At 71.2% G+C, this 24296-nt stretch carries 23 protein-coding genes and 1 pseudogene; 12 read left to right on the top strand and 12 right to left on the bottom strand.

Annotated elements, in window-relative coordinates:
• Positions 1–10: 10 nt before the first annotated feature.
• The 6 genes from IE278_RS04090 to IE278_RS04065 form a co-directional block, all read right to left on the bottom strand.
• Positions 11–1267, bottom strand: coding sequence for a GDSL-type esterase/lipase family protein (locus IE278_RS04090; RefSeq protein WP_189768726.1), 1257 nt, complete (start codon positions 1265–1267; stop codon positions 11–13).
• A 50-nt stretch (positions 1268–1317) separates the two neighbouring features.
• Positions 1318–1887: a TetR/AcrR family transcriptional regulator gene (locus IE278_RS04085; protein WP_189768725.1), complete on the bottom strand. Its 570-nt coding sequence runs from the start codon at positions 1885–1887 to the stop codon at positions 1318–1320.
• Between the two features lie 320 nt (positions 1888–2207).
• On the bottom strand, positions 2208–3143 hold the full coding sequence (gene hemC / locus IE278_RS04080) for a hydroxymethylbilane synthase (protein WP_189768724.1): 936 nt from the start codon (positions 3141–3143) through the stop codon (positions 2208–2210).
• 56 nt (positions 3144–3199) lie between these two features.
• Positions 3200–3421 (bottom strand): hypothetical protein, encoded by a 222-nt coding sequence (locus tag IE278_RS04075; RefSeq protein ID WP_189769128.1) that lies wholly within the window; start codon positions 3419–3421, stop codon positions 3200–3202.
• Positions 3422–3574: 153 nt separating this feature from the next.
• A complete protein-coding gene (locus tag IE278_RS04070) occupies positions 3575–4234 on the bottom strand; it encodes a fasciclin domain-containing protein (RefSeq protein ID WP_189768723.1) in 660 nt (219 codons plus the stop codon).
• 98 nt (positions 4235–4332) lie between these two features.
• A complete protein-coding gene (locus IE278_RS04065; RefSeq protein WP_189768722.1) occupies positions 4333–5949 on the bottom strand; it encodes a sulfite oxidase in 1617 nt (538 codons plus the stop codon).
• 143 nt (positions 5950–6092) lie between these two features.
• Here IE278_RS04065 and IE278_RS04060 point away from each other — a divergent pair, with 143 nt between their 5' ends.
• Entirely contained in the window at positions 6093–6470 is a 378-nt protein-coding gene (locus tag IE278_RS04060; protein ID WP_189768721.1) for a DUF952 domain-containing protein, read from the top strand.
• Here IE278_RS04060 and IE278_RS04055 read toward each other — a convergent pair.
• Positions 6440–7045, bottom strand: coding sequence for a CGNR zinc finger domain-containing protein (locus IE278_RS04055; RefSeq protein WP_189768720.1), 606 nt, complete (start codon positions 7043–7045; stop codon positions 6440–6442). The two genes, IE278_RS04060 and IE278_RS04055, sit on opposite strands and share 31 nt — an antisense overlap.
• Before the next feature lie 49 nt (positions 7046–7094).
• Here IE278_RS04055 and IE278_RS04050 point away from each other — a divergent pair, with 49 nt between their 5' ends.
• The 4 genes from IE278_RS04050 to IE278_RS04035 all read left to right on the top strand — a co-directional run bounded on the left by IE278_RS04050 (position 7095) and on the right by IE278_RS04035 (position 10931).
• Positions 7095–7889 (top strand): AzlC family ABC transporter permease, encoded by a 795-nt coding sequence (locus tag IE278_RS04050; protein ID WP_189768719.1) that lies wholly within the window; start codon positions 7095–7097, stop codon positions 7887–7889.
• On the top strand, positions 7886–8203 hold the full coding sequence (locus IE278_RS04045) for an AzlD domain-containing protein (RefSeq protein ID WP_213089702.1): 318 nt from the start codon (positions 7886–7888) through the stop codon (positions 8201–8203). The genes IE278_RS04050 and IE278_RS04045 overlap by 4 nt, the downstream gene beginning before the upstream one ends.
• 74 nt (positions 8204–8277) lie before the next feature.
• On the top strand, positions 8278–9255 hold the full coding sequence (locus IE278_RS04040; RefSeq protein WP_189768717.1) for a pyridoxal-phosphate dependent enzyme: 978 nt from the start codon (positions 8278–8280) through the stop codon (positions 9253–9255).
• Between the two features lie 140 nt (positions 9256–9395).
• Positions 9396–10931 carry a CYTH and CHAD domain-containing protein gene (locus IE278_RS04035; RefSeq protein WP_189769082.1) on the top strand — a complete coding sequence of 512 codons (1536 nt, stop codon included), beginning with the start codon at positions 9396–9398 and terminating at the stop codon, positions 10929–10931.
• An 11-nt stretch (positions 10932–10942) separates the two neighbouring features.
• On the opposite strand, the gene IE278_RS04030 is transcribed toward IE278_RS04035, so the two are convergent.
• A complete protein-coding gene (locus IE278_RS04030) occupies positions 10943–13915 on the bottom strand; it encodes a SpoIIE family protein phosphatase (RefSeq protein WP_189768715.1) in 2973 nt (990 codons plus the stop codon).
• 369 nt (positions 13916–14284) lie between these two features.
• On the opposite strand from IE278_RS04030, the gene rpmG reads away from it, so the two are divergent.
• The 4 genes from rpmG to IE278_RS04010 all read left to right on the top strand — a co-directional run bounded on the left by rpmG (position 14285) and on the right by IE278_RS04010 (position 15716).
• On the top strand, positions 14285–14449 hold the full coding sequence (rpmG, locus tag IE278_RS04025) for a 50S ribosomal protein L33 (RefSeq protein WP_107014951.1): 165 nt from the start codon (positions 14285–14287) through the stop codon (positions 14447–14449).
• A 46-nt stretch (positions 14450–14495) separates the two neighbouring features.
• A complete protein-coding gene (locus IE278_RS04020; protein WP_189768713.1) occupies positions 14496–14756 on the top strand; it encodes a type B 50S ribosomal protein L31 in 261 nt (86 codons plus the stop codon).
• Between the two features lie 37 nt (positions 14757–14793).
• Positions 14794–14916 carry a type B 50S ribosomal protein L36 gene (gene ykgO, locus IE278_RS04015; RefSeq protein WP_189768711.1) on the top strand — a complete coding sequence of 41 codons (123 nt, stop codon included), beginning with the start codon at positions 14794–14796 and terminating at the stop codon, positions 14914–14916.
• 233 nt (positions 14917–15149) lie between these two features.
• Positions 15150–15716: a snapalysin family zinc-dependent metalloprotease gene (locus tag IE278_RS04010; RefSeq protein ID WP_189768709.1), complete on the top strand. Its 567-nt coding sequence runs from the start codon at positions 15150–15152 to the stop codon at positions 15714–15716.
• A 249-nt stretch (positions 15717–15965) separates the two neighbouring features.
• Here IE278_RS04010 and IE278_RS04005 read toward each other — a convergent pair whose 3' ends face one another.
• Positions 15966–16436, bottom strand: coding sequence for an ATP-binding protein (locus IE278_RS04005; RefSeq protein ID WP_246569816.1), 471 nt, complete (start codon positions 16434–16436; stop codon positions 15966–15968).
• Positions 16437–16850: 414 nt separating this feature from the next.
• Here IE278_RS04005 and IE278_RS04000 point away from each other — a divergent pair, with 414 nt between their 5' ends.
• Positions 16851–18512: a serine/threonine-protein kinase gene (locus tag IE278_RS04000; RefSeq protein ID WP_189768707.1), complete on the top strand. Its 1662-nt coding sequence runs from the start codon at positions 16851–16853 to the stop codon at positions 18510–18512.
• A gap of 130 nt (positions 18513–18642) precedes the next feature.
• Here IE278_RS04000 and ppk2 read toward each other — a convergent pair whose 3' ends face one another.
• Positions 18643–19617 (bottom strand): polyphosphate kinase 2, encoded by a 975-nt coding sequence (gene ppk2, locus IE278_RS03995; protein ID WP_373311898.1) that lies wholly within the window; start codon positions 19615–19617, stop codon positions 18643–18645.
• Positions 19618–20013: 396 nt separating this feature from the next.
• Between ppk2 and IE278_RS03990 the strand changes: the two are divergent.
• Positions 20014–20916: pseudogene (locus IE278_RS03990) on the top strand (winged helix-turn-helix domain-containing protein); the annotation flags it as partial.
• Positions 20917–21074: 158 nt separating this feature from the next.
• Here the strand turns inward: IE278_RS03990 and IE278_RS03985 are convergent.
• Positions 21075–22265, bottom strand: a complete 1191-nt coding sequence (locus tag IE278_RS03985) for a PP2C family protein-serine/threonine phosphatase (RefSeq protein WP_189768701.1) — start codon at positions 22263–22265, stop codon at positions 21075–21077.
• A gap of 259 nt (positions 22266–22524) precedes the next feature.
• On the opposite strand from IE278_RS03985, the gene IE278_RS03980 reads away from it, so the two are divergent.
• Positions 22525–23601 carry a protein kinase family protein gene (locus IE278_RS03980; RefSeq protein WP_246569814.1) on the top strand — a complete coding sequence of 359 codons (1077 nt, stop codon included), beginning with the start codon at positions 22525–22527 and terminating at the stop codon, positions 23599–23601.
• An 11-nt stretch (positions 23602–23612) separates the two neighbouring features.
• Here IE278_RS03980 and IE278_RS03975 read toward each other — a convergent pair whose 3' ends face one another.
• The gene (locus IE278_RS03975; protein ID WP_189768699.1) at positions 23613–24224 is read right to left on the bottom strand and encodes a hypothetical protein; all 612 of its coding nucleotides are present in this window, start codon (positions 24222–24224) and stop codon (positions 23613–23615) included.
• Between the last annotated feature and the right edge of the window lie 72 nt (positions 24225–24296).

Here is a 24296-nt window from a genome sequence, read left to right as displayed (position 1 = left end):
TTGTCCGCTGTCAGGCTCTGCCGGCCGCGAAGGCGCCTTCGGCGGTGAAGACCTGTTCCGCGAAGCGTTCGCCGATACGGCGATGGGTGGCCGCGTCCGGGTGGAGCTGGTCCGGCAGCGGCAGTTCGGCGAAGTCGGCCTCGCCGTAGAGGCGGAGCCCGTCGAGGTGGTGGAGGTTCGGGTCCTCCTTCGCCCGCTGGGCCACGATCCGGGCCAGCTCGTCCCGGATGACGCGCAGCGTCAGTTTCCCGGCCGCCTTCTCCGCCGGGTCGCCCATGGCCACGAACCGCAGCTGCCCCTCGCTCATGTTGGCGAGGTCCGGGGCGCTGGGTCCGGGCGTGTCCTCGTGAATGGGGCACAGGATCGGCGAGACGACCAACAGCGGTGTGTCCGGGTGGCCTTCGCGAATGGTGTCGAGGAAGCCGTGGACGGCCGGGGTGAACGCGCGCATGCGCATCGCGTCGGCGTTGACCACGTTGATGCCGATCTTGACGCTGATCAGGTCGGCGGGGATGTCCCGGAGGGTGCGGGCGGTGAACGGGTCGAGCAGCGCGCTGCCGCCGAGCCCCAGGTTGATCAGCTCCACACCGCCGAGTGAGGCGGCGAGGGCGGGCCAGATGGCGGTCGGCCCGGCGGCGTCGGAACCGTGGCTGATGGAGCTGCCGTGGTGCAGCCACACCCTGCGTCCGCGGTCGGTCGCGGGCTCGACGGGGGCGTTGGTGCGCAGGGCGACCAGTTCGGTGGTCTCGTTGTGCGGCAGCCAGATCTCGACCTCCTTGCCGCCGGTCCTGTCGCCGTCGCCGGTGCCGTCGCCCTCGGGCAGGTCGGTGAAGCGGACGGTGCCCACCGGGCCGGTCCGCAGTTCGGCGCTCCCGGTGGTCATGTCGATGGTCAGGGTGTTGCCGTCCCGCACACTGCCCCGGCCTGCCAGGACCCCGTCGACGAGGAGTTCGTACACGCCGTCCGGGCGGGGCGGGGCTCCCGTGTAGACCCGCTTGGTGGGCAGCGTGTCCAGTTCGACGGTGGTGGCGCGGGTGCGGAAGGCCAGCCGTACGCCCGACGGCTGGGACTCGGCCATGGCCAGCTGTCCGTCGGGGTACTGGGCGCGGACCCAGGCGGGCAGCCGGTGCGGCAGTACGCCGTGCTCGGTCCGCTCCAGGTCGATGGCACCCCGCAAAAGGTCCGCGGTGATGGGCGTGGTGATCCAGCCGGTTGTGCCGTCGGTCGTGCTGTCGGCCGGGTCGGCTGAGGTGTTCTCGCTGTGCATGGCTTCGACCTTGTCGGTTCAGGGGGCTTGCCGGGCGGGACTGCCGATGACTACCGGGCGGGCCAGTTCCGCAGGAGTGCGTCGAGGGCGTCGAGGATCCGGGTCCAGGTCTCCTGCGAGTCCGGGGCGCTGTGGCTGAATCCGCCGCCCATCTCCAGGCTGACGTAACCGTGGAACACGCTGCCGAGGAGGCGGACCGCGTGGGTCTGGTCCGGTTCGGTGAGGTCGTAGCCGCGCAGGATGGCCCGTGTCATCTGGGAGTGCCTGCTGCCGGCGCTGGCGGCGGCCGCCTCCGGGGTGAGTCTGAGCTGGGCGGCGGCGTAGCGGCCGGGGTGCTCTCGCGCGTAGTCGCGGTAGACGTTCGCCAGGGCGGTCAGGGCGTCCTTGCCGGCGCGGCCGGCCAGTGCGGTGGCGCCTCGGTCGGCCAGCTCTTCCAGGGCGAGCAGGGCGATGCCGGTCTTGAGGTCCTGGGAGTTCTTCAGGTGCGAGTAGAGGCTCGCGACCTTTACGTCGAAACGTCTGGCCAGGGCGGAGACGGTGACCTGGTCGAAGCCGACGTCGTCTGCGAGTTCTGCGCCTGCTTGGATCAGGCGTGTGGTGGTCAGGCCTGCGCGGACCATGGGGCTCCTCCCGGTCAGTGGGGTCGATTATGCATTTACCTAAAGGGTTTAGGCAAATGATCGATCCCTGAAGGGAGGGGGGTCGTTGGGGGGGTGCGGGTCGGTGGGGGCGGGGGTGCGCAGTTCCCCGCGCCCCTGAAAGACAAAGACTGCGCCGTTCCCCGCGCCCTTCAAAGGCAAAAGACTGCGCCGTTCCCCGCGCCCCTGGAAGCGGCCGGTGGGGGTGGGGCGTGCCGGTTCCCGTGCCCCGCCGCCCCTGGAAGGCGAAAGGTTGCGCCGTTCCCCGCGCCCCTGGGAAGCGGCCCGGCGCGTTCCGTCGGTCAGTGGGGGATTGTGTCGATCAGGTCGCGGGCGCCCTGGCGTAGGAGGGCTACCGCTACCGATGTGCCCAGGGTGGCGGGGTCCAGGCGGCCGGCCCACTCGTGGGCGTTGAGCTGGGTCTTGCCGTCCGGGGTGAACACGCAGGCGCGCAGGGACAGTTCACCGTTGCGCCCGGCCGTCGCGTAACCGGCGATCGGCGAGTTGCAGTGGCCCTGGAGGACGTGCAGGAACATGCGTTCCGCGGTGGCCTCGCGATGCGTGGCCGGATCGCCGAGGGCGCTGACCGCATCGATGACCGTGGTGTCGCCCTCCCGGCACTGCAGGGCGAGGATGCCCGCTCCGATCGGCGGAATCATCGTCTCGGGGGAGAGGATTTCGGTGATCACATCGGTGCGTTCGATGCGATCGAGGCCCGCGACCGCGAGCAGCAGGGCGTCGGCCTCGCCGGCGGCGAGCTTCGCCAGGCGTCGGTTCGCGTTGCCCCGGAACGGCACGCACTGCAGATGCGGGTGGGACGCGGCGAGTTGCGCGACCCGCCGTACGGAGGACGTGCCGATCCGGGTGCCGGGCGGCAGCTCGTCCAGGGTGAGCCCGCCGGGGTGGATGAGCGCGTCCCGGATGTCGTCCCGCTTGAGGAACGCGGCGAACATCGTGCCCGCCGGGAGCGGCCGGTCGGCGGGCACGTCCTTGACGCAGTGCACCGCCAGATCGGCCTCGCCGGCCAGCAGCGCGGCGTCGACCTCCTTGGTGAACGCCCCCTTGCCCTCGACCTGGGAGAGGTCGCCCATCCACTTGTCGCCGGTCGTCTTCACGGGGACGACCTCGGTACGCGTACCGGGATGGAGCGCGGCCAGTTCGGCCCGTACGCGCGCCACCTGCGCCAGGGCCATGGGCGAGTCGCGGGAGACGATGCGGATCAGCTCGGGAGCGTGCATACGCCCCACGATAGACCGTGCGGCACACGCGAACTGCGTCTCGCCCGCATGGGCTCTCAGCGGCCCGGGTGGTCCGGATCGTCCTCCGCCGACGGCAGGGTGTGGGAGCCCTCCGCCCAGTGGTTGACCCAGCCGCAGTACGAGCAGGCGTACCTGTTGTTGAGTCCGCTCACCTGGGCGCCGCACTGGCGGCAGTCCGTCGTGGTGATCTCCGCGCCGGGCGCCGAGGCCGGGACGGCGTCACTGGACCCGGCTTCCGGAGACCGCTCCTGCGTCATGCGGGAAGCGTACCCGCGGGTGCCGCGGCCCCAGAGGGCACGGGGAAGGGGTGGCCGGGACCGTTCGGTCCCGGCCACCCCTGTTTCCTCCCCGTCACGGGAGCCCGGCCGCCGGCCGCCGTCCCCGGTGGGCGGCCGGCCGAGGAAGGTCCGTCAGCTGGTGGGCATCAGGACGGTGTCGATGATGTAGACGTTGGCGTTGGCGGTCTTCACGTTGCCGCAGACGACCTTCGCGGAGTCGTTGACCTTGTAGGACTCGCCCGAGCCCGAGGTGGTCAGCTCCGACTTCTCCAGCGTCGGGAAGGAGCCGTTCTCCAGGTCCTTCGGGGCGAGCTTCTGACCCACGACGTGGTACGTGAGGATCTTCGTGAGCGTGGCCTTGTCGGCGAGGACCTTGTCCAGGTCGGCCTTCGGGATCTTCGCGAAGGCGTCGTTGGTCGGGGCGAACACCGTGATGTCCTTGGCGTTGTTCAGGGTGTCGACCAGACCGGCCTTCTTCACGGCCGTCACCAGGGTGGACAGGGCCGGGTTGTTGGAGGCGGCCGTGGCGACCGGGTCCTGGGCCATGCCGTCGAACGAGCCGGAACCGCTCTTGGGCACGGACGCACAGCCCGGGCCGAACGGCTCGTCGCTCGACGCGGTGTCGCCCGAGCTGCCCATGCTGTCGTCGGACTCGGTGGCGGCGGCCGACGCCTTGCTGGAGGAGTCCGACGAGGCGGAGTCGCTGCCGCTGTCGGAGCAGGCGCTGAGGGACAGCGGGAGAACGGTGGCCGCGGCCACGATCACGGCGATACGGCTGATGCGAGTGTTCATGGTGATTCTCCTATGGGTTGACACAGCCGCAGCTGCGTTCATTCGGGGGTGGGAAAAGTGGCTCTGGAGATGTGGCTGGGGAGAGTGGGCTCTTGGTTTCACTCGACGGTGACCACGACCGAGTGCCGGCCGCTCGCGCCGTCGGGGACGGTTCCGGTGCGCTTGTCGGTCTGCACCTCGCCGGTGCGGTCCGTGGCCCGGACGGTGAGGGTGTGACCGCCTTCGGTGGCCCGCCAGTCGAAGGACCACTGACGCCAGGTGTCGCGGGAGTCCTCGGCGGCGAGCCGCGCCTCCTGCCAGGGGCCGTCGTCGACACGCACCTCGACCTTGTCGATACCGCGGTGCTGTGCCCAGGCGACCCCCGCGACCATGACCGAACCGGCCCTGGGGCGGGCGAACGGCTTGGGGGTGTCGATCCGGGACTGGGTCTTGACGGGCGCCTGCCGCGCCCACTTCCGCTTGACCCAGTAGGCGTCGTAGTCGTCGAACGAGGTGAGTTCGACGTCCTTGATCCACTTGCAGGCCGAGACGTAACCGAACAGGCCGGGCACCAGCATCCGGACCGGGAAGCCATGGGCGAAGGGGAGCGGTTCCCCGTTCATCCCTACGGCGAGGAGGGCGTCGCGGCCGTCCATGACGTCCTCGACCGGGCTGCCGATCGTCATGCCGTCGACGGAACGGGCCACCAACTGGTCGGCGCGGCCGCCCTTCGAGGGCGGTTTCACCCCGCACTCGGCCAGCAGGTCGGCGAGCCGTACGCCGATCCAGCGGGCGTTGCCCACGTACGGGCCGCCGACCTCGTTCGACACACAGGTGAGCGTGATGTCGCGCTCGATCAGCTCGCGCCGCAGCAGGTCGTCGAAGGTGAGCGTGACCGGTTTGGTGACTCCCTTGCCGTGGATCCGCAGCTTCCACGTGCTCGCGTCCACCTTGGGCACCACCAGTGCGGTGTCCACGCGGTAGAAGTCCTTGTTCGGGGTGGTGAAGGGACTGACGTCGCGGATCCGCAGCTGGGCTCCCTTGGGCACCGCGTTCGCGGGAGACGCCGGGGCGGGCAGTACGACGTCCGCCCGTGAGGCCGCCGCTTCGCGGCTCTTCGATCCGCTCAGGGCGCGGCCCAGCAGCCCGGTTCCGGCGGACGCGGCGGCGGCAGCGGTCGCCAGGATCACGAAGCCCCGGCGGTCCCAGCCGGCGCCGTCGGACGAGTCGTCCCGCGGCGAAACCGCGTCGTCGGGTGCGGGGCCCCTGATCCGCAGCTTGCCGATCAGGAAGAAGAGCAGCGCCGCGGCGACCACCGCGCCCACCACGGAGGGCAACGCGTCGGTGGGCCCGGTCGAGTCGGGCCGGCTGAGCGCCGCCGCCGCCCCGACCACACCGAAAAGCAGAACTCCGGCGGCCCCGGTGCGCCGGTACCGCAGGGCGAATACACCCAGGGCGATCGCGAACAGCACCAGTGCGGCAAGAATCCCGAGCTGCAGGATCAGTTTGTCGTTGGTACCGAAATTGCGGATCGCCCAGTCCTTCACCGGGGTGGGGGTGCGGTCGATCGCCGCACCCCCGACCGCGATGACCGGACCGGCTTGCGGGCGCACCCCCGCGGCCACCAGTTCGGCGACGGCGAGCGCGGCGAAACCGGCCAGCAGGCCGCTCAGCGCACCGAGCGCCGGCCGCACCGGGCTGCGGGTATTTCGCGTTGGCTTCTTGTCGTCCGTCACGTGGGGAATCCGGTCCTGAAAGCCACCCGGATTGGTCGATCACCCGATCCGGCACACTTCTTTTTCGGACCAATCCGCGGGCCCCCGGGCTACGGATCAAGCAAATTCAGGTGGGCGGATTTCCGCTGTTGTATAACCGGATCATGATCTATCACGTAGTGACGCTCGGTGACTGGAGCGCCCGGCCCGAGGCCCCGTACGCGCCCGCTTCCCTCATGCGGGACGGTTTCATCCACTGCGCTCCCGATGCGGAGACCACCCTGGCCGTCGTGAACGCCTTCTACCGGGACTCGCCCAGGCCGCTGCTCGCGCTGGTCCTCGACGAGGCGCGGCTCACGGCCCGGCTGGAGTTCGAGGCGGCGGATCCCACCCCGCCGCCCGGCGTCGGCGCGGACGTCCTGTTCCCCCACCTGTTCGGTCCCCTGGACCGGGACGCCGTCGAGCGCGTCCTGGAGATCGAGTGGGACGACGACGGCCGGGCGGTCGCCCTTCAGCCCCGGGCGCCGCGCGAGCGTTCGTAGTGCCGCCGCACCCGCTCCCGATTGCCGCAGTCGCCGGTCCGGCACCACTGGCGGGTGTGGCTGCGGCTGCGGTCGAGGAAGAACCACCCGCAGCCCGGCCCCTGGCAGCGCCGGAGCGCGGCCAGCGGTCCGGCCAGCAGCTCCGCGGCCTCCAGAGCCAGTAGCCGTACGGCGTCCGCGGGCACCCTGGCGGTCAACTCGGGGCGCAGGGGCAGGGCCGACGCGAACTCCGCCCGGTGCCAGGCGTCCAGGAAGAGGCCGTGCACGACGGTCAGGTCCTCGCGGCGGGGCGGGCCGCCGTCCACCGCCGCGTCGAGAAGGCCGTGCAGAGCCGTCCTCAACCGCCGAGCCGACCGCAGCGCGTCCGCGGCGGAGTCCGGCTCGGCCGCGGCGACGGCCAGGAGCGCGTCGACCCGGCCGGCGGGCAGCAGACCGCTCGCGCCCGCCCAGGCGAGCAGGGCCGCGGGCTCGGACACGCGGTCGGCCATGCGTCGTTCGTCGAGCCGCCACGCGATCGTGTTGGCGAAGTCCAGCACCACATGACCGCCGATCAGAGCCGACGCGGTCGTTTCCATGCCCGTTATTCTAATGCCCATTGACGCTGATGGCTGTTAGCCTCGTGGCATGGACGGGACGGACCGGATACCTCCGCAGCAAGCCGAGGACCCCACGACACCGGCCGAGGCGACGGCACATGCCACGGTCCAGGGGGCGGCCGGCGCCTCCCGCCGGCAGGGCTTCGTCGCGGGCGTCAAGGTCGGTACGGGCCTGGCCGCCGCCGCTTTCGTCCTGGCCGTCACCTTCGGAGCGTTCGCCCGCTCGGAGGGCTGGGGAGTCCTCGCCCCCATCGTCTGCTCCCTCGTCGTGTTCTCCGGGTCCGCGCAGTTCGCCCTCGCCACCGCTCTGGCGGGCGGCGGGGGAGTGCCGACGGCCATCGCGGCGGCCGCGCTGATCAACGGCCGGTTCGTCCCGATGGGCGTGGCCGTGGCCAAGGACCTGCGCGGTGGCCGGTTCCGCCGGGCACTGGAGGGCCAGGCCGTCGTGGACGGTTCCTGGGTGGCCGCCCATCTGGGCGGCGGCCGGTTCGACCGCTACAAACTGTTCGGCGCCACCGCCGTCCAGTGGCCTGCCTGGGTGGCGGGAACCGCCCTGGGTGTCGTCGTGGCCCCGCCGGAGAGCCTGGTCGAGTCGCTCGGCCTCGATGTCGTCTTCCCGGCCTTCTTCCTGCTGCTCCTGATGGACGAACTGCGGGGGTCGCGGGCGGCCCGCACGGCGGCGGCGCTGGGCGCGTGCCTCGCCGCCGCTCTCGTCATCTGGGTACCGGCCGGTCTCGCGCTGCTGGGGGCGAGCGCGGCGGCCCTGCTCGGGCTGCGCAAGGGACTCGTACCGCGTGACACGAAGGAGGCGGGCGGGTCGTGAACCAGGCGCATCTGTGGTGGGCCATCATCTGCGTCGCGCTGATCAGCTTCACGTTCAAGGCGACCGGGCCCGCGGTACTGGGAGACCGCCAACTGCCTGCGGCGGCGCGCGGTGTCATCGCGCTGCTCGCACCGGTACTGCTCGCCGGACTCCTCGTCGTCGACGTGGCGGGCCCGCGGTGGACGGGACTGGACGGACCCCTGCTGATCGGACTCGCCACGGTGGCGGTCGTACGGCTGGCGCGGGCGCCGATGCTGCTCGCGATCCTCGCCGGGACGGTCGTCACGGCGCTCATCAGACTGCTGTGGGGCTGAGCCGCCACCTCCGCCCCCTACCGCCCCTTACGTCCATGTCGTCGCCAAGTCCAGTCAGTCACGGAGTCGCCACCATGTCCGAACCGATCACTCCGCTCTCGCTCGGCACCTGGCCCACACCGGTCGAGCCGATGCCCCGGCTGGCCGCCGCGCTCGGCCTCGGGCGCGACGACCTGCTCATCAAGAGGGACGACCTCACCGGTCTCGGTGGCGGCGGCAACAAGATCCGCAAACTGGAGTGGACGGTCGCCGAAGCGCTCGCGAACGACGCCGACACGCTCGTCACCACCGGCGCTCCGCAGAGCAACCACGCCCGGCTCACCGCCGCTGCCGCCGCCCGCCTCGGCCTGCGCGCCGTGCTGGTGTTCCCCGGCGAACAGGGGGCGGGGGCGGCCCGGTCCGGCAACCTCGTGCTGGACGCGTTCCTCGGTGCCGAGATCGTCTTCAGCGGTGTGACGGGACAGGAGGCGCTGGGCGACGCCGCCTCCCGGGTCTGCGCCCGGCTGCGCGCAGAGGGGGCGCGCCCGGCTCTGATCCCGTTCGGCGGTTCGAGCGTGCTGTCGGCCCGCGGCTATCTGCGCTGCGGCGAGGAGCTGAAGTCCCAAGTACCCGGTCTGCGTACGGTGGTTGTCGCCCTGGGGTCCGGCGCCACGATGGCCGGGCTCGTCGCGAGCCTGGGCGCGGAGCGTACCCTCGGCGTCGACGTGGGAGCCGTGGACGACGCCCGACGGAGGGTCGAGTCGTTCGCCGTCCCGCACGCCCCGGACGTGCGCGCCGACGATTTGCGCATCGACCGCGGCCACATCGGCGCCGGCTACGCGAGCCTCGGCAGGAGCGTCGAGGAGGCGATGACCCTGAGCGCCGGGCTTGAGGGGGTCGTCCTCGACCCCACGTACACCGGGCGCGCGATGGCGGGCCTCGTCGCGGCGGCCCGGCGCGGGGAGATCGTCCCGGGAGAAAGGACCGTCTTCCTCCACACCGGCGGGCTCCCCGGGCTGTTCGGCCACGCGGAGGCACTCGCGTTCGCCGAGGACATGCGGCGGACCGAATGAGTACGGCGGCGCGCCCTTCGGAGCAACTACCCCTGGACCGCGTACCCGTGGCGATCGGGTCCGCCGCTCGCCGGTAGCCGGAAAGACCGGCAATGTCCAAACTCGTGTTTCGTTCGGCGGATTGTGTCTACCGGTACTACATGGTCCAGTCGATGCGAGAGACAGAACGAAAGTACGAGGTCCCCTCACCCGCGGACACCTCCTGGCTGCCCGAGTTGGAGCGGGTGGACGGTGTCGCCGAGGTCGTCGACCGCGGCCCCGAGGAACTGGACGCGGTCTACTACGACACCGACGATCTCCGCCTGTCCGGCTCCTCGGCCGTGCTGCGCCGCAGGACCGGTGGCACCGATGCCGGCTGGCATCTCAAGCTGCCGCTGTCGGGCGACAGCCGGGAGGAGATCAGCTCGGCCCTCACCGACACCGTCCCGGCCGCACTGCTCGACCTGACCAGGTCACGTACCCGAGGGGCGGAACTGACCCCGGTGGTCCGTATCCGCTCAACACGCCAGGTACGCCACCTCGTTGACGCCGACGGCACGACGCGCGCCGAGCTGTGCGTCGACTCGGTCCGCGCGGAGTCCCTGCGCGCGGACGGCAGGCATGCCGCGTGGAACGAGCTGGAGGTCGAACTGGCCGAGGACGCCGACCCCGCCATCCTCGACGCCGTGGAGAAGAAGCTCCGCAAGAAGGGGATCGCGCGGGCGCACTCCCCGTCCAAGCTGATCAGGGCGCTCGACGAGACCGTGACCACCCCGGCCGGGGCATCCGAGGGGTCCGTCCGCCCTGACCCCGAGCAGGCCGGCGCACAGGTCCTCGCGTACGTGCGGGAGCAGATCAGTGCCCTGACGGCCCTCGACCCGGCCGTGCGGCGCAACCGGCCCGACTCGGTGCACAAGATGCGTGTCGCCTGCCGTCGGCTGCGCAGCTGTCTGCGGTCCTACCGGTCCGTCCTCGACCACGAGGCCACCGACGCGATCCGCGGCGAGCTGAAGTGGCTGGCCGGCGAGCTGGGCGCCGAACGCGACCACGAAGTACTGATGGAGCGGCTCAGCGGGGAGATCGAGGCCCTGCCGGACGAACTGGTCCTCGGTCCCGTCGCCGCGCGGCTGCGGGTGTGGAACGTCGTCGAGAGCACGGAGTCCCATCTGCGCACGCTCGAAGCGCTCGGCTCACGACGCTACCTCGACCTGCTCGACTCCCTCGCCGCCCTGGTGGAGAAGCCGCCGCTGCGCGCCAAGGCGGCCAAGGACGCCGAGAAGGTCATGGCCAAGGCCGTCCTCAAGGAGTACGGGCGACTGGACGCGCGTATGACCGACGCCCTGGAGCTGTCGCCCGGCCCCGAACGGGATGTGGCCCTCCACGAGGCGCGCAAGGCGGCGAAGAAGGTCCGCTACGCGGCGGAGGTGGCCCGTCCGGCTCTCGGTAAACCGGCCAAGAGCCTGGGCAAGCGGGTCAAGTCGGTGCAGCAGGTCCTCGGCGACCACCAGGACAGCGTGGTGGCCCGGGACGCTGTCAGGGATCTCGCCGTCGCCGCCCAGACCGCGGGCGAGGCCGGCTTCACCTGGGGCCTGCTGTACGGCACCGAGCAGGCCCGCGCGGAGAACAGGGAACGGGAGCTGCCCTCCGTATGGGAACTCGCCTCCGCGCCCGGCCCGCGAGAGAAGCTCGGCGGGTGACACCTCTGCCCCTATGAGCCCGCGCCCCCGGAGCCCGCGCCCCCGGAGCCCGCGCCTCCGGAGTCCGCGGGAGTGCCGGGATCCTCGGACAGGAGGGTGTCCAGGTCCGCCGCGAACATGTCCGGGGTGAACATCGGGTCCTGGGTGTCGGGCGCCGGGCCGTCGTCATGGCCGTCCGGGCCGAGCAGCACCTGCTCGGTCCAGATGCATTTGCCCGTCCGTGTGTACCGCACCCCCCAGCGCTCGGTGAGCGCCGTGACCAGCTGCAGTCCGCGCCCTCCCTCGTCGCTCTCGGAGGCGCGGCGGATACGCGGCATCGTCAGACTGCCGTCGAAGACCTCGCAGATCAGCTCGGCGCCGTACAGCAGCCGTAGCCGGACAGGCCCCTTGGCGTGCCGGACGACATTGCCCACCAGCTCGCTGACCAGCAGTTCCGTGGTCGGTACGAGGTCGTCCAGGCCCCAGTCGGCCAGTTGTCCACGGACATGGCGGCGGGCCTGGCCGGCCGCCTTCGGATCCCTGGGGAGCGGCCAGGCCGCCATCCTGTCCTCGGGCAGGGCGTGCAGACGGGCCACCAGGAACGCCGCGTCGTCGGCCGCCTGCTGCTCGGCCGGCAGCAGACCGGCCGTCAGGGTGTCGCAGAGGCGCTCCAGGTCCGTGTCGGTGCCGTCCTCATGGGTGGTGTGCAGGAGCCGGGCCAGGTCCGCCATGCCCGCGTCGATGTCCCGCTTCGCCGACTCGACCAGCCCGTCGGTGTAGAGCACGAGCAGACTTCCCTCGGGCACCGTGATCTCGACCGTCTCGAACGGCGGCTTCGCCGCGCCCAGCGGCGGATCGGCGGCCGGCTCCGGGAAGTGGACACTGCCGTCGGGGTGCACCAGGGCCGGCGGCGGATGGCCCGCACGGGCGATGGAACAGGTCCGGGTGGTGGAGTCGTAGAGCGCGTACAGGCAGGTGGCGTACGACTCCTCGTTCATGCCGGCGACGATGTCGTTCAGGTGGCTCATGATCTCGTCGGGGGGCAGTTCGAGGTCGGCCAGGGTGTGCACGGCGGTGCGCAGCCGGCCCATGGTGGCGGCCTCGGGCAGGCCGTGGCCCATGACGTCGCCGACGACGAGGGCGACCTGACCGCCGGAGAGCGGGATGATGTCGTACCAGTCGCCGCCCACGTCCATGCCCTGGCCCGCGGGAAGGTAGCGGGCGGCGGCCGTGCACGCGGCCAGTTCGGGCAGCCCTTGGGGGAGCAGGCTGCGCTGGAGTTCGCGGGACCGGGCGTGCTCGGCGTCGTACAGCCGGGCACGCTCCAGGGCCTGGGCGACGAGGGCACTGATCGTGGTCAGCAGGGTGCGTTCCTCGTCGGTGAGCAGGCGCGGCCTGTCGAAGGAGACCACGCAGACGCCGAACGTGTGCCCGGACGCGGCCAGCGGCAGGAACGCCCAGGCCTGTTTGCCGGACCGGGCGGCCGTGTCGACGCGGGTCGGCGCGTGCGCGGCGAACTCCTCCACGGAGGACAGGAACAGCGGGGTGCCGGACATGATCGGCTGCCAGGCCGGGTCGCCGGGGCCCCAGTGGCTGCTGTCGAGCAGGGCCAGGAACTCGTCCGGGTAGCCGACGGAACCGACGTGGTGGAGCCGGTCGCCCTCGACGACCTGCATCAGCAGCCCGGTGGCGGCGAACGGCGGCAGGACGCGTCGGGCGACCGCCTCCACCACGTCCTGGGTGGTCGACGCCTTGGCGAGATCCGTGGTCAGCTCGGCGATCCGCGCGGCCCGCTCGGCCGTGGCGAGCTCGGCCGAGCGGCGTTCCTCGTCCTGGCGCCGCTTGTCGGTCACGTCGGTGAAGTAGAGGGTGCGGCCGTCGGGTCCGGGGACCAGCCGCAGGTGGTACAGGAGCCCGGTGTCGGGCGAGCGGACGTCGAAACCGACGGGCCGCTCCTGGGCCGCGGCCTCCCGGCAGTGCTCCTCGAGGCCCGGGATCCGCCGCGCGGAGGGGAGGTCCCACAGGACGCGCCCGAACAACTCCTTCTCGGAGAACCCCAGGGTGCGTTCCGCCACCAGGTTGGCGAAGGTGATCCGCCACTGCTCGTCCACGGACAGGAAACCGTCGCTCATATGACGCAGGGCGCGGCTGAGGGCGTCACGGGCGCTGCGGGACTCGTTGCTCTCCCAGCCCACGCCGATCATCCGCAGGGCCTCGCCCCGGTCGTCGTACGTCGCCCGGCCGCGGGCCCGGGTCCAGCCGTACGAGCCGTCCAGCCGCCGCACCCGGTACTCGGCCTCGAACACGGTGCGGTCGCGGATCGCCCGCTGCGCCGCCGCGAGGGTGGGGGGCAGGTCGTCGGGGTGGACGATCCGCATCCAGTTCTCGATCCGCCCGGTGAAGTCGGCGGGCCTGGTGCCGTACAGCTCCAGCGCGGCCTCGTCCCAGCTCAGGTCACCGGTACGGATGTCCCAGTCCCACGAGCCGACGCTGACCTCCTTGAGTGCCTGCCGCAGGCGTTCCCCGTGCAGTTCGGTGTGGACGGGCCCGGACGGCATCGGCGCCTGAAGGATGCGTTCCTCGGCCCAGGCGACGACGGCCCGCAGGAACCCCCACTGCTCGGGGGTGGGTTCGCCCCGGTCGCCCGTCAGCAGGGTGAGCGCGCCGATACGGCGGTTCTCGCTGGACACCGGCAGGGCGGCGAGGCCGGACCCGGGCCGGAAGGGATCGCCGGGGTCCAGCGGGACCCATACACCGCTGCCCTGGTGGAGGGCGCGGGCCGGGGCCGACGGTCCCTCCTGGTCGACGATGTCCCAGGAACGGGTGAGGGCGGACGGCAGCCCGGCCGCCGACACCAGTCGCAGGGCGGACATGGGACCGCGCAAGTGGATCGCGCCACCCAGCGCGCCCAGCTCTCCCATCGCGTGCTGAAGCGCCAGCCGGAAGACCTCGCTTTCCGTGGCACCGGGGGCCACCGTGCGGAGAAGATCCAGCCGTGCGTTCATATTGCGAACCTTAACGCTGCGACCTTGAACGAAACCTTGCTTCGCAGGACCCTCACGCCTGGTTTCCGGCGGCCCGCCCTGCCCCGCCCTGGCTCGGCCCGGTCCTGGTCCGGCCGTCCGCCGGCCGTGCTCGGTCCGCGTTCCGCCCGACGACCCGGCCCCGTTCGCTCCGGTCGAGTTCCGGGGCCCGGGCGCTCGCGTTCGCGAAGGCCACCTTGTTCGGGCCCTTCTTCTCCACGAGGACACCCGGCGTCCTCGGACCCCGGGCGAGGTGGGGAATACATCCACCGGGGGCCGGGTTATACCGCACGTGAATGACATGGCCCCATCAATTGAGATGGGTGTCCGGGGGTGTGAAAGGAGGCGTTCATGGCTGCCAGAGGTACGCGTCCGGTGGTGACGTTGAAGTCCACGGCCGGAACCGGTGCGACCTATGTGACGCGGAAGAGCCGTCTGAACGACCCCGACCGGCTGGTCCTGCGCAAGTACGACCGGGTGGCGGGGGAGCACGTCCTCTTCCGCGAGGAGCGATGAACCAGGCCGTTGCCCTTCGGCGTACGGCTGCGAGGAAGGAAACCCCATGAAGCTCGGTATTCATCCCGTGTCCCGCCCGGTCGTCTTCCGTGACCGCGCCTCGGACGCCACGTTCCTCACCCTCTCGACCGCGTCCTCGGAGACGACGATCGACTGGGAGGACGGCAACACCTATCCGCTGATCGACGTGGAGGTCTCGTCGGCCAGCCACCCCTTCTACACGGGGACCGCGCGGGTCGTCGACAGTGCGGGCCGGATAGAGCAGTTCGAGCGGCGCTACGGCCGTACGGCGTCGACGACCCGATGACGACCGGCCGGAGCCCGAGCGGGAGGAGAACACGGTCATGAAGGTGCGCAACTCGTTGCGTTCACTGAAAACCAGGCCCGGAGCGCAGGTGGTGCGCCGGCGGGGCGTGGTCTTCGTCATCAACAAGAAGGACCCGCGTTTCAAGGCCCGTCAGGGCTGACGCGGCGCGGCGGTGCCGCTGGGCCCGGTCCCCGGAGAGGGGGGCCGGGCCCCTGTGTGTCACGGGGCCGGGCCCCTGTGTGTCACGGGGCCGGGCCCCTGTTCGGGTCACGGTCGGCGAAGCGCGGTCGCATGCGGCCGGATTGACGGATTGGCGTCCGTCCTCGCTGGGCAGGGAGCCAGGGAATGTCATGTCATGTGCACGACTACCTTCCCCCCACAAGGAGGTCGACCATGCACGTCCGTAAGCTCACCGGTGGACTCGCCGCCGTCCTGGCGGTGACCTTTTCCCTGCTGGGTGGCCAGGCCGTGGCCGCCCCGGCCCCGGTCGCGGACCACACCGCCGCCGCCCGGGTCCTGACCTACGACGCGAGCGGTTCCGCGGAGTTCAGGACCGCGGTGGACCGAGGCGCCGCGATCTGGAACGAAAGCGTCGACGCCGTCGAACTGCAGCCCGCCGCGTCCGGACAGCGCGCCAACATACGGGTCCTGGCGGACAACGGCTGGCCCCGCGCCCAGACCACCTCGCTCGGCAACGGAATCGTCTACATCGGACGGCAGGCGGTTGATCAGGGCTACAACACGATCCGCATCTCGGCCCACGAACTGGGGCACATCCTCGGTCTGCCGGACCGCAAGCCGGGCCCGTGTTCGAGTCTGATGTCCGGTTCCAGCGCGGGAACCGCGTGCACGAACCCCTACCCGAACGCGGCGGAGAAGGCCGAGGTGGAGGGCAACTTCGGCGGTGAACTCACGCGGACGGCCGGAGCGGTACCGGTCGGCGTGCTGATCGTGGACTGATTCGACACGACACGACACGACTTGACGCGCACCGAGCTGCCCAGCACCGGCCGAACGCCGGGTGAGGGCAGCCGTACGCCCCGGAGCAGAGGTCGTGTTCCGGGGCGGACGTCGCGTTCGGGGGCGTATGTCGCGGTCGAGGGTGGACGTCGCGGTCAATGGCGTACGTCGCGGTCGAGGGCGGACGTCGCGGTCGCAGCCGTACGAGCCCGGTCCGTGGTCCAGGTCAGGTCCGCCCGGGTACGCCCGTCAGTGGGTGTCGACGTCGGCGCGGGTGTCGGCGAGCAGCCCGATCCGGGCCGTGATGTGTTTGCCGACCGGCTCTCTTTGGACCTCGAAGCCCTCGCAGATGGCCATGACGATCTCCAGGCCGTGCTGGCCCACCCGCCCGGGGTCCGCCGCACGGGCCACCGGCAGTACCGGATCGCTGTCCCAGACGGCCACCTCGAGCAGGCCGCCGACAATTCGCAGAGCGAGCAGGACCGGCCCCGGCGCGTACTTCAGGGCGTTGGTGACCAGCTCGCTCACCACCAGCTGGGTCAGGTCCATCGCCCGGGCCGTGACCGGCACGCCGTGCTCGGCCTGGGCCTGTGACAGGAAGTCGGCCGCGAGATGACGGGCCTCGGCGATGCAGAGCGAATCGCCTTCCAGAGCAACAGTGGTCTCTATACGGCCACGCTGCGGCGCCATACGGCCTCCGCCCTTGATCAAAGAATCCATGCAGTCCGTCCTCGCCCGCATGTACCCCCTCTTTCGCAACCTACGCATCCGCTGTCGGCGAAATTCGCGGGGTGATCCGGCGAGGACTTCGGCCGGGTTCGAACGCAGGGTTCATACGGTGAAGCAGAGGTGGAGCAGCGGTGGAATACCGGTGGGAGTAAGCCCGGGAAGTGCGGGTAGTGGCCCCATGTCGCGGGAAAGCGGGACGTGGAGCCTGGGGAGGTCGCACGTCCCGCTTTCCCGCCGTTTTTTCGCTCGCCCGTTCTCCCCGCCGTGCGATTTCTTCCGAGGACGCCGCCGTGGCAAGGCCCGGCCGTCACATCGGCCGTCAGCGATTGCGGATCCTTTGAACGCAGGACATGCCTCACCGCGTATTCCTGGTGACCGGGAGCGAGGCTTCAGCGAGGGATGGGCATGGGCAACGCGGGTGCCGCTGCAAATGAGTTGGTCGCCGGAAGGTATCGGCTTCAGGAGGTCGTCCACCATGAAGTGGGCTGCGTCTGCTGGTACGGGGAGGACATCGAGTACGCGCGCCCGCGGCTGCTGACGCAGACGCAGCTTCCACCCGATCCGATGGAGGACTGGGCGGGGCCGGCTGTCGCACGTATCAGACACGCGTCCGAGCTGATGGGACTGCGGTGTCCGGGTGGCGCGGCGAGCGTCATCGACGTCGTCGAGGAGTCCGGCAGCCTCTGGACGGTCGTCGAATGGATCGACGGCATGCCTCTGGGCGAGTTCCTCGACCAGTACGGACCGCTCGACCACGCGCGGGCCGCCCGTATCGGGCTCGACGTCCTGGGCGTGCTGGAGGCCGCGCACGGCGAGGGCCTCGTGCACGGCGAACTGAGCCTGGGACAGGTGTTCGTGCGCGACCACGGAGGCGTGGTCGTCTCCGGGTACGGTCTGGCGGGCGCCGGTCCCGCCGCACGGATCGGCGCCCCGGCGTACGCGTCCCCGGAACAGGCCCGTGGCGAGGCGTACGGTTCGCCGGCCGACCTGTGGGCGCTGGGCGCGCTGCTCTACACGATGACCGAGGGGCGCCCGCCCTTCCGTGACCGCGGCCAGCCCGAGGCGACCCTCAAGGCGATCGTGAGGCTGCCGCTGCGCAGCCCGCGGCACGCCGGACCGCTCGCCCAGACCATGCAGGGACTGCTCCGCAAGGACTCCCGCGAACGGCTCACGGGGCCCGTGGTCCGCGACGCCCTCGTGCGGATCGTGAACGAGGACCCAGCTGCCGCGGAGGCGTCGCTTCCGCAGTCGCGGCCAGCGGTTCACCGTGTGCTGGGCCTGGCCCGGGGCAGAAAGAACCTCGGCCGCGCGGGGCTCATCGGGACCGCGGTCGCCGCCGCCGTCGCCGTGACGGTGACCGCGCTCGCGGCGACCGGCGACGGTTCGGGCGACGACGTCGCGGCGTCCGACGCGACGGCCTCGCGCACCGCCCCCGTACTCCCGACCGGCGCCGGGAACGGAGCGGGCACGCCGTCCTCCGGAACCGCGTCCCCCACGACCTCCCCCTCGCCCTCCGCGTCTCCTTCTTCCTCCGCTTCCGCCACGCCCTCGCCCCCGTCTCCTACCTCGTCCTCCTCCTCGTCCTCGGGTGCGGGGAAACTTCCGGCGGGCTTCCGTGTCTTCACGGCATCGGAGGGCTTCGCCGTCGCCCTTCCCAAGGGCTGGAAGCGACTCAGCACCAACCGCGCCGAGGACGGCTCCTACCGGGTCGTCTTCGGAGCCGACGGCGACCCGCGGGACCTCGCCGTCACCTACAGCACACGGGTCGGGTCCGACCCGGTGGCCGTGTGGCGGGACACCGTGGAGCCGGCGCTGCGCAAGGAGTCCGGCTACGACAGGCTGGGCGCGATCCGCGCGACGACGTACCAGGGCCGCGAGGCCGCGGACATGGAGTGGGTCGACGAGTCCGAGGGCACGCGCGTGCGTACCTTCGGCCGTGGGTTCCTCATCGGGGGCGGCGAGGGTTTCTCGCTCCGCTGGGCGACACCGGCCGCCGACTGGGAGAACGCGGGCAATCAGCAGGCGCTGAAGACGTTCCTGGAGACCTTCCGCGGACTGCCGGACTGACCGTGGACTCACGGATCGATCAGCCCGCCGAGGGGGATACCGGACCCAAAGAGTCCTTCGCGAAGACGTGTTTGCGAAGGACTCTTTGCGGAGGGTTCTCTGTGGTGGTGGCGCCGCTGGTCGTTCGCCCCTAGGGGTGGCGGCCGGGGCCCTCGGTCTGGGGGGCGAGCGGGGTGGGGGAGAGGTCCGTCGGTTCCTCGCCGCTCTCCAGGAGGGTGTTGGCGGAACCGATGATGCGCGGATCGGCCGTGCCGACGGCCTTCTCGTCCTTAGCCGCGTAGTCGCAGAGCAGGAGCAGATGACGCATGGCTTCGAGGCGGGCGCGGCGCTTGTCGTTGCTCTTCACCACGGTCCACGGCGCGTACGGCGTGTCCGTCGCGCGGAACATGTCGACCTTCGCCTCCGTGTAGGCGTCCCACAGGTCGAGGGAGGCGAGGTCGGTGGGGGACAGTTTCCACTGCCGGACGGGGTCGACCTGGCGGATGGCGAACCGGGTGCGCTGCTCGGCGCGTGACACCGAGAACCAGAACTTGACCAGCACGATCCCCTCGTCGGTGAGCATCTTCTCGAAGATCGGGGCCTGGCTGTGGAAGAGCCGGTACTCGGCCGGGGTGCAGAAGCCCATCACGCGTTCGACCCCGGCCCGGTTGTACCAGGACCGGTCGAAGAAGACGATCTCGCCGGCCCCCGGGAGATGGGGGACGTAACGCTGGAAGTACCACTGCCCGGCTTCCTTCTCGGTGGGCTTGTCCAGCGCCACCACATGGGCGCCACGCGGGTTCAGCCGTTCGGTGAACCGCTTGATGGTGCCGCCCTTGCCCGCCGCGTCGCGTCCCTCGCACACCACGACGATCCGCCGGCCGGTGTCCCGCACCCACTTCTGCAGTTTGAGCAGTTCGATCTGCAGGATCCGCTTCTGCCGCTCGTAGGACCGGCGGCGCAGCTTCGTCTCGTACGGGTAGTTCTCGCGCCAGGTGTCGAGGGGCTTGCCCTCGCCGTCCAGGAGGACGGGCTGCTCGGGTCGCTCCTCGTTCACCAGCAGCCCGGACAGCAACTCCGCCTCGACGGAGGATTCTTCTCTGCCGTCGGAGGCCGGCGTGTTCAGCGGATCAGCCACATGTGGTCCCTTCGTAGCCCGGGTGGCCGCGCCCGCCGACGGACCGGCGTGACGAGTCCCGCCTCCGTCGGAACGGCATGCGACCGAGCGCCCGGCGCCGTGCGCAACGGTCAAAGCCGCCCGTTCCGGATGTTCGTGTGACCAGTACCCCGAGGACGCGATCCATCACGGCGGATCCACCGCCACCGGCCGTCGACGCCCTACGGGGGGCGGCGTGCGCCGCGGGCCGTTCGGGCCGCACCGACGACGGGCCGCACCGACGACGGGCCGAACGGATCCGGCCATTGCGCGCCCGGTTCCCGGCCCCCGTGCAACTCCCGTCTCACCTGACGGCTCTTAAGTGGGTACGGGACGACGCAAGTGAGGAACGCACACGGGGGAACCATGCTCAAGTTCCACTTCACGGACGCAGATATGGCCCGCATCCGGATGGCGGGCGGACCGGATCCCCTGTGGGAACTGCTGCTCAGCCTGCATCTGCTCGGCGGGAACGACGGATCGGTGGTCTTCGGGGCGTGGAAACGGCGCATCCGCAACCGCCTGCCCGGCAGCACCCGGCTGCTGTTCGACCTGGCGCCGCCCCGTGGATATTCAGCCGACTTCCTCACCCCGGTGCCTGATCGAGGGGACCTCGAAACGGGTATCGACGCCGTTCTGTCCACCCCGCGCGGCGGGCTCAGGCGTGACATCGCCCGTCTCGCCGCGGCCCGCACCCTCGGGGCGCGCACCCTGTCGCTGGCCGAGGCGGGCTCCGACGCGATGCGCAGCCTCGGCGCGGCCATGCGCGGCTACTTCGACGTCGCGCTGCGGCCGTACTGGGCCGAGGTGCGGAACGCGATCGAGGCGGATCGCGCCGTCCGGGTGCGGGCGATCCTGGACGGGGGCACCGAGGGCATGCTGTCCACCCTGCATCCCTCCCTGCGCTGGCAGCCCGGTGTCCTCAGCGTGGCCAGCGCCTACGACCGCGACATCCGTCTCGACGGCCGCGGGCTGCTGTTGCTGCCCTCCTTCTTCTGCTGGCGGGCGCCCATCACGCTGCGCGATCCCGGTCTTCCGCCCGTGGTCGTCTACCCGGTCGCCCACGATCTCGCGTGGTCGCAGACCGATGACGGCGGCGGCCACGACGCCCGGGAGGCGCTGGGCACCCTGCTCGGGAAGACCCGCGCCGATGTGCTGGCGGCCGTCGCGGACCACGGCGGGTCGACCAGTGATCTGGCCCGGCGGCTCGTGGTCTCCCCGGCGTCGGTCTCGCAGCACGCCGCTGCGCTGCGCGACTCGGGCCTGATCGTCACCCAGCGCCGCGGCCAGAGTGTCCACCACAGCGCCACCACACTCGGCAGCGCCCTGCTGGGCGGCCACCGGCACATTCCGCAGGCGCCCTTGCTGAGGGGGTAGTGCTACTGGGGGCTGACCGGCGGGCCTTTACCGCGCCGCCGAACCCGTCGTCAGCTCGCCGCGGCCGTTTCCGGTGCCGGAGCACGGTTGCCGTGCCAGTCCAGGATCAGGACCGTGGCGTCGTCGCTGAGGTTGCCCTGACAGGCTTCCGAGACCGCGGCCGTCAGGGTCCGGACGGCCTCCCTGGGATGCAGCGCGCGGGTGTCATGGACGACCCCGGCCAGATCGACGGCGGCGGCACCCCGGTCCTGCATGCCGTCGGTGAGCAGTATCAGCCGGTCACCGGCCCGCAGATGCAGTTGCTGCTCGCGGTAGGGGATCGGCGCCGGTACGCCGAACGGCAGGTTGACGGCGAGTTGGATCTCCTCGACCGCCCCGTCGCGCAGCCGCAGCGGCCAGGGATGACCGGCGTTGACCAGCCGGCAGACACCCGAGGCGAGGTCTACGCACAGCAGCTGCCCGGTGGCCAGGCCACGGCTGTGCTTCAGCAGCGCCTGGTGGGCCTGCTGGGCCTGTCTGACCGGGTCGCAGCCACTGCGGCGGGCCCCGCGCAGCGCGCCGAGCAGCAGCGTGGCCAGCAGGGCGGAATCGGTGTCGTGGCCCATGGCATCGGTGATCGACAGATGCAGGGTGTCGCGGTCCAGGGTGTAGTCGTAGGTGTCGCCACCGATGTCGTCGGCCGGGACCAGCCCCGCGGCGAGTGTGAACTGCGACGACTCGCAACTGGACGCCGTGGGGAGCAGCTGGTGCTGGATCTCCGCGGCCAGGCTGGTCTCGGTGGTGCGCCGACGCAGGTGGTACAGGTCGGTGAAGCGGCGGTCCGTGACGATGATGTAGGCCAGCGCGTGTGCCGCTTCCCGGATCTGTCTCAGCACGGTGTCGTCCGCGTACTGCAGGGTGACCTCGAGTACGCCGATGCAGTCCCCGCGGTTGGACACGGGCGTGATGATGCGCTGGCTGCCCTGGTCGTCCGCCTCCACGTGCTGGCGCTGGCTCCGCAGCACCATGCCGTGCGTGCTGCCCTGCAGATCGATCGGCTCGGTCTGCTCCGGGACGCCGTCCTCCCCGGCCGCGGTCAGCCGTACGAGCCGGTGGCCGATGAGGTCGACGAACAGGAACGACACGTGCTCCGCACCGAATCGCTTCTGCAGGTTGCGTGCCACCACGTCGACCGACTCTCCGGGCGGCGCGGCCTCCGCAGAGGCCAAGAGCTCGCCCAATTCCAGATCTCCACCATCCACGACGACCTCCCATCGGATTCCGTTCCTTCTGCCCCGACTTTCTCCGACCTCACTTACGGTGACTCAGCACGGGGGTGTTCTCGAACACATATCCGAGCGCCGGGGGCGTGCGGAGAGGCACTAGATCCACGCGGTCGCCACCCCGCGTGCAACCCTCGGCGCGCGGGGGGCGGTCGGGACCGAGGGAGACAGCGGTGAAGCAGCGCAGTCACGGGGAAGCAGTCCAGTCACGGGAAGCAGCGGGATCAGCGGTGAAGCAGTGGAGTCGGCGGTGAAGGGCGGCGGTACGGGCCGCAGCGCGCGGCTCACGGCTCATGGAGCCGTTGCCACGGCCCTGGCCCTGCACAGCGACCGGGCGCTCCAGGAACTCCTGGACGACGCCGGGACCACCGGTGCCGGCATCGGAGGCAGGTCGACCGTGCTGGAGGTCGGCGGAACGCGCGTCTTCGTGAAGCGGGTGCCCCTCACCGACCTCGAACGGCAACCGGCGAACACACACTCCACGGCGAACCTGTTCGACCTGCCGCTCTTCAGCCAGTACGGCGTCGGCGGGCCGGGGTTCGGGGCCTGGAGGGAACTCGCCGTGCACACGATGACGACGAACTGGGTGCTGGCGGGCGAGTACGACGGCTTCCCCCTGATGCACCACTGGCGGGTCCTGCCGGACTCGGCGCCCCTGTTCGAGGAACTGGCCGACGTGGAGCGGGCCGCCGCGAGCTGGGGGAACGACGGATCAGCGGTACGCCGGCGGATCGACGCCCTGCGGCGGTCCTCGGCGAGCATCGCGCTGTTCCTGGAGTACGTCCCGCAGAACCTGCACCAGTGGCTGGGGCAACAACTGGCCGCCGGTGACGAGGCCGCCGACCGGGCCTGCGCCATGGTGGAGAGCGGCCTGGAAGCTGGCACCTCCTTCATGAACGGCCGAGGTCTGCTGCACTTCGACACCCACTTCGAGAACATCCTCACCGACGGTGAGCGCCTCTACTTCGCGGACTACGGCCTCGCCCTCTCCGCACGGTTCGAGCTGTCGCGGGAGGAGCGTGCCTTCTACGACGGGCATCGGAGCTACGACCGCTGCTACTCGGCCGGCTATCTGGTGAACTGGCTGGTCGCAGCCCTGTACGGGAGAGACAGGCGGGCGTACGCCGAGGGCGAGCGTCCCACCGGAGTTCCGGCGGGGGTCGCGGCGGTCCTCAGCCGCGACGCGCCGCTCGCCGCGGTGATGGCGGACTTCTTCCGCCGACTCACGGACGAGAGCAAGTACACGCCCTACCCGCTGAAGGAACTGCAGCGGATCGGGGCGGTCCGCGGCGCGTCCGGCGGCTCACCGGCGTGAGGCGTGAGGCTTCAGGCCGGCAGCCACTCGGAGAGGGCGTCGATGAGCCGGTCGAGCGGCGGGCGCTCGGCGGAGCGGTCGGTGACGACGGTCCTGCCGTCGAAGCGCAGCGTGTACTGGAACAGGTCGGCCGCGTTCCGGTCCACGGTGGACGCGGGGACGTCGTCCAGCGCCGGGTCGCCGAGGAGCGTACGCAACCGTGTGAACTCGGCCGCGCCGGCGCGGCGTACCTCGGCATCGCCCTTGTCGCTGGTGCGGACCGTGCCGTCGCCGCGCAGGATCACCTCCTGCCGGACACCGGCGAAACCGCCGCTGACGGTCATGGTCACCAGCTTCTGCTGCCGTCCGGCCGTGGGCACCGGAGACGGGCTCCCGCCGGCCGAGGCGGTGATCGAGGCGGAGGCCGCGTCCGTCGGGGCAGGGGGCGAGGGCGGGGGCGGCGGCGGGGTGGGGCTGGGGAGTTCGCCCGGCGGGGAGACGGAAGGGGAGTCGGAGAAGGAGGCCGTGGTGCCGGCGGAGGGGTCCGACGACCGCGCAGCGTCCTCGCCGCCGTCACCGGAACAACCGGCCACGCTCAGTACGGCGACCGCGAACACGGCCACCGCCGTCGTGCTCCTGGGCATCGCGCGCACTCCGCCTCCACCCGCCTTCGACTCGTCGGACCGGAGCCACTGTCGGTCCCGGCTGCCATGCTG

The organism is Streptomyces tauricus (assembly GCF_014650955.1).
Classification (GTDB): Bacteria; Actinomycetota; Actinomycetes; order Streptomycetales; family Streptomycetaceae; genus Streptomyces; species Streptomyces tauricus.
The sequence above is the reverse complement of the archived record's forward strand: the minus strand, read 5'-3'. Positions and strand labels throughout refer to the sequence as shown.

Coding starts and splice junctions, on each gene's coding strand:
- IE278_RS04090 (WP_189768726.1), bottom strand. CDS start 1,267: ATGCACAGCGAGAACACCTCAGCCGACCCGGCCGACAGCACGACCGAC.
- IE278_RS04085 (WP_189768725.1), bottom strand. CDS start 1,887: ATGGTCCGCGCAGGCCTGACCACCACACGCCTGATCCAAGCAGGCGCA.
- hemC (WP_189768724.1), bottom strand. CDS start 3,143: ATGCACGCTCCCGAGCTGATCCGCATCGTCTCCCGCGACTCGCCCATG.
- IE278_RS04075 (WP_189769128.1), bottom strand. CDS start 3,421: ATGACGCAGGAGCGGTCTCCGGAAGCCGGGTCCAGTGACGCCGTCCCG.
- IE278_RS04070 (WP_189768723.1), bottom strand. CDS start 4,234: ATGAACACTCGCATCAGCCGTATCGCCGTGATCGTGGCCGCGGCCACC.
- IE278_RS04060 (WP_189768721.1), top strand. CDS start 6,093: ATGATCTATCACGTAGTGACGCTCGGTGACTGGAGCGCCCGGCCCGAG.
- IE278_RS04055 (WP_189768720.1), bottom strand. CDS start 7,045: ATGGAAACGACCGCGTCGGCTCTGATCGGCGGTCATGTGGTGCTGGAC.
- IE278_RS04050 (WP_189768719.1), top strand. CDS start 7,095: ATGGACGGGACGGACCGGATACCTCCGCAGCAAGCCGAGGACCCCACG.
- IE278_RS04040 (WP_189768717.1), top strand. CDS start 8,278: ATGTCCGAACCGATCACTCCGCTCTCGCTCGGCACCTGGCCCACACCG.
- IE278_RS04035 (WP_189769082.1), top strand. CDS start 9,396: ATGGTCCAGTCGATGCGAGAGACAGAACGAAAGTACGAGGTCCCCTCA.
- IE278_RS04030 (WP_189768715.1), bottom strand. CDS start 13,915: ATGAACGCACGGCTGGATCTTCTCCGCACGGTGGCCCCCGGTGCCACG.
- rpmG (WP_107014951.1), top strand. CDS start 14,285: ATGGCTGCCAGAGGTACGCGTCCGGTGGTGACGTTGAAGTCCACGGCC.
- IE278_RS04020 (WP_189768713.1), top strand. CDS start 14,496: ATGAAGCTCGGTATTCATCCCGTGTCCCGCCCGGTCGTCTTCCGTGAC.
- ykgO (WP_189768711.1), top strand. CDS start 14,794: ATGAAGGTGCGCAACTCGTTGCGTTCACTGAAAACCAGGCCCGGAGCG.
- IE278_RS04010 (WP_189768709.1), top strand. CDS start 15,150: ATGCACGTCCGTAAGCTCACCGGTGGACTCGCCGCCGTCCTGGCGGTG.
- IE278_RS04005 (WP_246569816.1), bottom strand. CDS start 16,436: ATGGATTCTTTGATCAAGGGCGGAGGCCGTATGGCGCCGCAGCGTGGC.
- IE278_RS04000 (WP_189768707.1), top strand. CDS start 16,851: ATGGGCAACGCGGGTGCCGCTGCAAATGAGTTGGTCGCCGGAAGGTAT.
- IE278_RS03975 (WP_189768699.1), bottom strand. CDS start 24,224: ATGCCCAGGAGCACGACGGCGGTGGCCGTGTTCGCGGTCGCCGTACTG.